This window comes from Neobacillus niacini (assembly GCF_000759675.1).
Lineage (GTDB): Bacteria > Bacillota > Bacilli > Bacillales > Cytobacillaceae > Neobacillus > Neobacillus niacini_A.
Map to the genome: position 1 here is coordinate 64,386 of NZ_BAWM01000010.1, position 7,409 is coordinate 71,794.

Annotated in this window: 8 protein-coding genes, 2 tRNA genes and 1 rRNA gene; 1 reads left to right on the top strand and 10 read right to left on the bottom strand. The window is 38.4% G+C overall.

Annotated features, from left to right (window positions below; all coding sequences use genetic code 11):
• Positions 1 to 22 precede the first annotated feature (22 nt).
• Together TR08_RS05200 and moaC are read right to left on the bottom strand one after the other, a co-directional pair.
• Entirely contained in the window at positions 23 to 676 is a 654-nt protein-coding gene (locus tag TR08_RS05200; protein WP_045516328.1) for a redox-sensing transcriptional repressor Rex, read from the bottom strand.
• Positions 677 to 708: 32 nt separating this feature from the next.
• Entirely contained in the window at positions 709 to 1,206 is a 498-nt protein-coding gene (gene moaC, locus TR08_RS05205) for a cyclic pyranopterin monophosphate synthase MoaC (RefSeq protein ID WP_045516330.1), read from the bottom strand.
• 187 nt (positions 1,207 to 1,393) lie between these two features.
• Between moaC and TR08_RS05210 the strand changes: the two genes are divergently transcribed.
• Positions 1,394 to 3,313 (top strand): ABC-F family ATP-binding cassette domain-containing protein, encoded by a 1,920-nt coding sequence (locus TR08_RS05210; protein WP_045516333.1) that lies wholly within the window; start codon positions 1,394 to 1,396, stop codon positions 3,311 to 3,313.
• A gap of 38 nt (positions 3,314 to 3,351) precedes the next feature.
• Here TR08_RS05210 and TR08_RS05215 read toward each other — a convergent pair whose 3' ends face one another.
• From TR08_RS05215 to rrf, 8 genes are all read right to left on the bottom strand, one after another.
• On the bottom strand, positions 3,352 to 3,786 hold the full coding sequence (locus tag TR08_RS05215; RefSeq protein ID WP_045516337.1) for a Gmad2 immunoglobulin-like domain-containing protein: 435 nt from the start codon (positions 3,784 to 3,786) through the stop codon (positions 3,352 to 3,354).
• 479 nt (positions 3,787 to 4,265) lie between these two features.
• A complete protein-coding gene (gene tsaD / locus TR08_RS05220; protein WP_045516339.1) occupies positions 4,266 to 5,288 on the bottom strand; it encodes a tRNA (adenosine(37)-N6)-threonylcarbamoyltransferase complex transferase subunit TsaD in 1,023 nt (340 codons plus the stop codon).
• Positions 5,285 to 5,734: a ribosomal protein S18-alanine N-acetyltransferase gene (rimI, locus tag TR08_RS05225; protein ID WP_045516341.1), complete on the bottom strand. Its 450-nt coding sequence runs from the start codon at positions 5,732 to 5,734 to the stop codon at positions 5,285 to 5,287. The genes tsaD and rimI overlap by 4 nt, the downstream gene beginning before the upstream one ends.
• Before the next feature lie 12 nt (positions 5,735 to 5,746).
• Positions 5,747 to 6,454 (bottom strand): tRNA (adenosine(37)-N6)-threonylcarbamoyltransferase complex dimerization subunit type 1 TsaB, encoded by a 708-nt coding sequence (gene tsaB / locus TR08_RS05230; RefSeq protein WP_045516342.1) that lies wholly within the window; start codon positions 6,452 to 6,454, stop codon positions 5,747 to 5,749.
• Complete coding sequence (tsaE, locus tag TR08_RS05235) at positions 6,435 to 6,908, bottom strand: tRNA (adenosine(37)-N6)-threonylcarbamoyltransferase complex ATPase subunit type 1 TsaE (protein ID WP_045516343.1); 474 nt, start codon at positions 6,906 to 6,908, stop codon at positions 6,435 to 6,437. Before tsaE ends, tsaB begins: the two co-directional genes overlap by 20 nt.
• A 180-nt stretch (positions 6,909 to 7,088) precedes the next feature.
• Positions 7,089 to 7,165 (bottom strand) — tRNA-Asp (locus TR08_RS05240).
• A gap of 3 nt (positions 7,166 to 7,168) precedes the next feature.
• Positions 7,169 to 7,242, bottom strand: a tRNA-Met gene (locus TR08_RS05245).
• Between the two features lie 91 nt (positions 7,243 to 7,333).
• Positions 7,334 to 7,409: ribosomal RNA gene (gene rrf, locus TR08_RS34155) — 5S ribosomal RNA — on the bottom strand; the annotation flags it as partial.

The window sequence follows — 7,409 nt, forward strand, 5'->3', positions numbered from 1 at the left end:
ACAAGTGAAAAGGTCTTTACTCTTATTCTTCTGTTTCCTCTGTTGGATAGTGCTTTAGGAAGTATATTAGTGATTGAAGCTCAACAGCCAAATCGATATGATGAACGCGAATCGAAGGCGGCAAATTTAATCTGGCAGGCGTAAAATTCAGTATCGCCTTAATATTGGAATTTACAAGTCTATCCGTAATCATCTGTGCCACTGGTGCAGGCACGGTCAGAATGGCTACATGAATATCATCATTGCTTAACACCTTCTCAAGCTCATCCATATGAAAAACTGGTACATCCCGGATCGTTGTTCCCATTTTGTTTGGATCAACATCAAAGGCACATTCAATTCTTGTGTTATTATTTTTTAAAAAATTATAATTTAAAAAGGCTGTACCGAGATTACCTACACCAATTAAGGCTACCTTTGTTAATTCATCTTGGTCTAGTGTTTTCCGAAAGAAGGTTAATAAATAATTGACATTATAGCCATATCCCTTTTTCCCTAAGGCTCCGAAATAGGAGAAATCTCTCCGAATTGTTGCCGAATCCACCTTCACTGCCTCACTTAATTCTGCAGACGAAACTCTCTGTTTACCGGAAGAATGTAGATTCTTTAAAAATCGATAATATAAGGGCAGCCGCTTTGCTGTCGCTTGTGGTATTTTCATTGTTTCATTACTCATATTCTCCCACCCCCTATAAATAGTTTGTAAATTTATTTAACTTGTTCCGTTCTGTGGAAATCTCCGTTTTTCCCACCGGTTTTCTCCACCAAATAGGTTTTTCCAATAACCATACCTTTATCCACAGCTTTACACATATCATAAACAGTTAAAGCGCATGTGGAAGCGGCTGTTAACGCTTCCATTTCCACACCTGTATTCCCTTTTGTTTTGACAGCAGCGGCGATATTTAATGTATAAGCTGTATCGTGTTCCTTTTCCCAAGAGAAGGATATATTTACTCCCGTCAAAGGTATAGGATGGCACATCGGGATTAGGTCCCAGGTTTTCTTTGCCCCCATAACCGCAGCAACTTGAGCCACTGCAAGAACATCGCCTTTTTTCATTTCATTATTTGTTATTTTTTCATATATTTCTTTACTAACCGTAATGCTGGAATGAGCAAGTGCCGTACGAGCCGTTTCTGGCTTATCACTAACGTCCACCATTTTCGCTCTACCTTCTTCGTTAAAATGAGTAAATTCAGACATAAAACATACTCCTCCCACAAAATCATACTATATTTTTCACAATTTGTCTGTGAAACTTTGAACTAATGATAAAAAATTTACATTTTTTCTTTCGAGATATTCTCTTATTTTCTCCAACACCATGACAGATTATTGCCGACATTGTTGGAATAAGGTACACTTATTTTAGTAATTGAGGTGAAAAACAATGATATTATTACAAGTTAATCAACTAGCAAAATACTATGGTGCAGACCTAATTTTATCGAATATAAAGCTTGAAATACAAACGCGGGACCGTGTCGCACTTGTGGGGCGTAACGGTGCAGGAAAATCGACATTATTGAAAATTATTGCCGGGCATTTGTCGCATGATGGCGGTGAAATTATAAAGCCAAAGGGAGTTAGCATTGGTTATTTAGCACAGAATACCGGTCTTGAATCGAATTTGTCGATTTGGGATGAAATGCTAACCGTTTTTGAAGGATTAAGAAATATGGAAGCATCACTTCGACAACTCGAGGTTCAAATGTCGGATCCTGCTGCTATCGAGGATACTACCAGCTACGAGAGAATTTTAAAAGAATACGATCAACTACAAGTGAAATTTAAAGAACAGGGCGGTTATCAGTATGAAGCAGATATTCGCTCCATCCTGCATGGCTTAAACTTTCCCAATAACTCTTTGATGATATCCAGCTTAAGCGGTGGTCAGAAAACCCGGCTGGCATTGGGTAAACTTCTTTTAACAAAGCCTGATATATTAATTTTGGATGAGCCTACAAATCATCTTGATATTGATACGCTTACATGGCTCGAGCAATACCTCCAAAGTTATGATGGTGCCATCTTAATCGTATCGCATGACCGTTACTTCTTAGATAAAGTGGTCACACAGGTATATGAGGTTTCACGTAAGCAAATTCAAAAATTCATCGGAAACTATAGCTCTTATCTCGATCAAAAAGCTGTCAATTATGAACGCGATTTGAAGTTATACGAGAAGCAGCAGCAGGAGGTTGCTAATCTTCAAGATTTTATCCAGCGCAACCTGGCTCGTGCCTCCACGACGAAGCGAGCACAAAGCCGGCGCAAAAAACTTGAGAAAATGGACTTGATCGACCGTCCATTAGGTGATGAGAAGTCTGCCACCTTTTCCTTTGAAATTGAAAAACAAACTGGAAATGATGTACTTACTGTGGATTCATTAGCAGTTGGTTATGTTGGACAAAAAGTATCTGAGATGATTTCCTTCCGTGCCTATCGAGGTGAAAGCATTGCCTTAGTAGGTCCAAACGGTATTGGTAAATCTACTCTTTTAAAAACCATTATCAAAAAACTGCCTGCCCTTGCAGGTACGATTCAATATGGTGCAAATCTAGCAATTGGTTACTATGACCAGGAGCAGGCAGAATTGACCTCGAATAAGCGAGTTCTCAATGAACTATGGGATGAATGGCCGTTAAAAAGTGAAAAGGAAATCCGTACGGTTCTAGGTAATTTTCTGTTTTCAGGTGATGATGTATTAAAAATTGTTTCTACATTAAGCGGCGGTGAAAAAGCAAGATTGGCACTAGCCAAATTAATGCTTGAGAAGGCAAATGTTTTAATATTGGACGAACCTACAAACCATCTTGACCTAGACAGTAAAGAAGTTCTGGAAAATGCTCTAATAGACTATCCTGGAACCATTATTTTTGTATCACACGATCGTTACTTTATTAATAGAATTGCAACCAAGGTATTGGAGCTTGGACGAAACGGCAGTGTTGAATTTCTTGGTGACTATGACTATTATTTAGAAAAAAAGCTTGAACAGGAGGAGCTAAAGGCTCTAGAAGAGGCTGGTGTAATTAAGAAACAGACTCAATCAGAAGTCCAAGAAAAAAGTTCGTATCATCAGGATAAAGAAAGTAAAAAGCTTGAGCGGCAGCGCAAGAGAAAATTAGAAGAAATCGAATTACGTATAGAAGAGCTGGAGGCGCTCATTCGAGAGCACGAGGAAAAGCTATGTGAGCCTGAAATATTTCAGGACCATGAGAAAGTTCTTGAAATAAATTTAAAAAATGAAAAAGCAAAGGCTGAACTCGAACAGTTAATGGAAGAATGGGCTGAACTGGCGGAATAATACATTGGGGCTTGGATACGGATATCCAAGCCCCTTTTCTATTTTATTGGAATGGTTAAAATGTCAGTTTTCGACCCATCTTTTGCTGAATAAACAAATAGCTCGATTGAAACGTCTTCTTTTGTCATAAGCTCCTTATCAATGGTTATTTCGAAGTTCCCCCATGCAGGTGCACCATCTGTTTGATAATGGTTTTCTAGTAATATCTCCGTTCCTGAGATTACTGCATATTGAAAAACACCTTCAAACACTCTTGCCTTCCCCTCCACCGTTATCTTACCATTCGATTTTGAAACCTTAACTTCTTTAAAGGATTCATTTTCATACTGTTTATTTTCTTCCTCTTCTTGATTATTTTCATTATCAATTACATCGGGTTTCTTATCACCTGTTGATATATTAATATCTAGACTGCAAGCAGTTAATCCAATAAAGAGAACCATGAAAATTCCTAATAAGAACTTCTTTTTCATTTAAATCCACCTCTTTCAAATATCTTTGTTTATCTATATTCGCTGATCATTAAAATCACCTATGATGGGACTCTACATTTTCACTTAAAAACCGACAAAATTCGTGGAAAACTCTTCGACTTATTTCCCGAAATTTCTTTTCCACAAGTTTATTCACATTTAAAAACTTAATACTTAAGGCTTATACACACTTTTCCACATTATCCACAGAAAAAGCTCTACTTATCCACATTGTCCACAAAATAAAGGTAACTTACCCACATTATTCTTGCAAAGCACAATTTTCCGAAAAAAGTTATCCACAAAAAAGTAGGATATACACCAAATAAAGTTTAGAATATCGAGTTAGCTCCTTTATTGTGACCGAATTTTCATTGCCTCCGCTTTTTCGGTCACAATCCCCAAAGAAACTAGTCGATAATCCCTTAAAATTCTTTTATCGCAACAAAAAAGCCCTTCTTATCCAGAAGGACTTTAAACTAATTGTATAATTCGATATCTAAACCAGGGTTTGCATTTAATGAAAGGTCTGCTCGAATTCCTTTTTCAAACATAATGCTTCCTACAGCAGCAATCATCGCAGCATTATCGGTACACAAGTTTAAAGGTGGAATGACTAAATCAATATCGGCTATATCTGAAAAGGCATTTTCCAGTTCCATTCTAAGACCTTTATTAGCAGCAACTCCACCGGCCAACAGCACTTGCTTAACCTTGTATTCCGCTGTTGCTTTTACTGTCTTTTTCACCAATACTTCGATGACACTTGCCTGAAAGCTTGCAGCTAGATCCTCTGGTGCGATTCTTTCACCACGTTGTTCTGCATTATGGACAGTATTAATAACTGCTGATTTTAAACCGCTAAAGCTAAAATCATAAGATCCTTCTTCTAGCCAAGCCCTTGGTAAATTAAGAGTATCACTGCCCTCTTGAGCAAGCCGGTCAATATGTGGACCACCAGGATAAGGAAGTTTTAAAGTCCTTGCAACCTTATCATATGCTTCGCCTGCAGCGTCATCTCTTGTTTCACCGATAACTTCAAAATGCCCCTGTTCTTTCATATAGACTAACTCCGTATGCCCACCTGATACTACTAAGGAGAGTAGCGGGAAGCTTAGTTCTTTCACTAACCGATTAGCATAAATATGACCAGCGATATGATGGACAGGAACAAGGGGAATGTTATGTGCAAATGCTAGAGCTTTGGCTGCATTTACACCAATTAACAGTGCTCCAACTAATCCTGGACCCTCTGTTACAGCAATGGCATCCAACTCAGAAATTGTAAGGTTTGCTTCCTTTAAAGCCTCTTCAATGACAATCGTGATTTGTTCAACATGGTGACGGGAAGCAATTTCAGGTACGACCCCTCCAAAACGCTTATGACTTTCAATTTGTGAGGCAACGACGTTGGCAGCTATCTCCCTGCCATTTTTAATAATTGCTACAGCTGTTTCATCACAGCTTGTTTCTATTCCCATGATGAATTGATCTTTTATCATATATTCACCCACATCACTAGGGCATCTTCTTGATTATCTGAATAATAATTTTTCCGAATGCCGCCATTTTGAAATCCTAACTTACGGTAAAGAGATTGTGCTACATGGTTCGTCACACGAACTTCAAGAGTCATGCTCCTTGCTCCCATTTCCTTTGCAATGGTCATCATTTTACGAAGCAATGCTTCCCCAAGCTTTCTGCCTCTGTAGGCAGGAAGAATGGCCACATTCGTTACATGGGCTTCATCTATAACGATCCAGGTACCACAATATCCAATAATTTTATCGTCTTCTTCTAAGACGATATAAACTGCAAATTTATTATTATAAATCTCATTATAAAAAGCTTCTCTGCTCCATGGTGTAGCAAACGAGGCATGTTCAACCTCTAAAATTTGATCGATATCCTCTTCCTTCATATATCGAAAAACAAAAGAATCTACCATATTTCTCTAATCCTATCCTTTTAAAATTTTCCCATTTGCCTCTAACCACTTAGCTTCTGCTTCAGCTAAGCGGATATAATTAGGAACAAAGGAATGAATGTCTTCCCCCTGTTTATCTTTACCTAATAACGCAAGCTCCGAAGGACGAGGATTATGCTCCGTTATCTTTGCAAATACTGCCTGGGAACTTAGTGTATCTTCTATCGCAGCTTGATGAAGCGCTAGGTCATTACCAACAAATAAAATGGGTTTCTTTACTTCTTTTAATGCGACTGCCCAATCAGCTGACAAAACTAAGCGGTCTTCTTTAACGGTAGTAAGATCTCCACTTTTGTATTCATATAGCCCTGTATAGACTTGTCCTCTTCTTGCATCTATTAGGGGGGATATATAACCATCAAAGTATCTCCCTGCCCCAGCAGCAATAATTTCAAGACTAGAAATTCCTACTAAAGGTATCTTTAACGACCAAGACATTGTTTTGGCTATCGTAACGCCAATGCGAACCCCCGTATATGAGCCAGGACCTTTCGCAACCACTATTTTAGTTAACTGTGCTGGGACTCTTTCACAATCCTTCATTAACGTCTGAATGGCCGGCATAATTCGAACAGAGTGATTCTTCTTTAAGTTGGTAATATATTCGCCAAGTACTTGATTATTTTCTATAAGCGCAACCCCTAATGGATAATTAGAAGTATCAATCGCTAATATTGTCATTTAGAAAAATCTCCTTACATAATTGCTCATATCTTTTTCCTTTCGGAACGAACACTATTTTTCTTTTTTCGGGACCCACGTGATACAAATAGATGGTTAACAATTCTACTGGCAGCTGTTCCTCAATTAAATGCGCCCATTCTACAACCGTTACTCCATCGCCTTCAAAATATTCATCAAAACCTAAATCTTCGTAGGAATCGGCAACCCGATATACATCCATATGATACAATGGCAGCCTGCCCTTATACTCCTTTATTATGGTAAAGGTCGGACTGTTAACGGTTTTCTTTATATCTAAACCCTTTGCTAATCCTTTTGTGAAGGTGGTTTTACCGGCACCTAAATCTCCTTCGAGACAAATAACATCACCGGCCTGCAATAATTCCGCAAGAGCAGAAGCAAGCTGGAAAGTTTCACTAGGATCTATCGTATTTTTTTCATACTGATTCATATAATCACCTTTTACTTTAACATGCTTATCTCTATCTTCATTCTACCTTATTTTTATAAAAAAAAAACCTTAGGAAACTCCTAAGGATGTCATTCAATATGTATTTTACCTAATATTCGCCATTTAAGCAAAAGGACATAAAAAAAACGAAACACAGTTTCGTATTTTTAAAAATATAAATGGCGGTCTGGACGGGACTCGAACCCGCGACCTCCTGCGTGACAGGCAGGCATTCTAACCAACTGAACTACCAGACCAAATTGCGGGGACAGGATTTGAACCTGCGACCTTCGGGTTATGAGCCCGACGAGCTACCAGACTGCTCCACCCCGCGACAATAAAAAATATTTCTTTAATATAATATGCGCACCAATATATTATGTGTTAAGAATAACAAATTATACACATATATTTAAAATAGTACAGCCTGGCAACGTCCTACTCTCACAGGGACAAAGTCCCAACTACCATCGGCGCTGAGAAGCTTAACTTCCGTGTTCG

Excerpts from the sequence above, each read along its gene's own strand:
- tsaD (WP_045516339.1), bottom strand. The coding sequence starts at position 5,288 with ATGATAAAAGATCAATTCATCATGGGAATAGAAACAAGCTGTGATGAA.
- TR08_RS05200 (WP_045516328.1), bottom strand. The coding sequence starts at position 676 with ATGAGTAATGAAACAATGAAAATACCACAAGCGACAGCAAAGCGGCTG.
- tsaB (WP_045516342.1), bottom strand. The coding sequence starts at position 6,454 with ATGACAATATTAGCGATTGATACTTCTAATTATCCATTAGGGGTTGCG.
- tsaE (WP_045516343.1), bottom strand. The coding sequence starts at position 6,908 with ATGAATCAGTATGAAAAAAATACGATAGATCCTAGTGAAACTTTCCAG.
- TR08_RS05210 (WP_045516333.1), top strand. The coding sequence starts at position 1,394 with ATGATATTATTACAAGTTAATCAACTAGCAAAATACTATGGTGCAGAC.
- TR08_RS05215 (WP_045516337.1), bottom strand. The coding sequence starts at position 3,786 with ATGAAAAAGAAGTTCTTATTAGGAATTTTCATGGTTCTCTTTATTGGA.
- moaC (WP_045516330.1), bottom strand. The coding sequence starts at position 1,206 with ATGTCTGAATTTACTCATTTTAACGAAGAAGGTAGAGCGAAAATGGTG.
- rimI (WP_045516341.1), bottom strand. The coding sequence starts at position 5,734 with ATGGTAGATTCTTTTGTTTTTCGATATATGAAGGAAGAGGATATCGAT.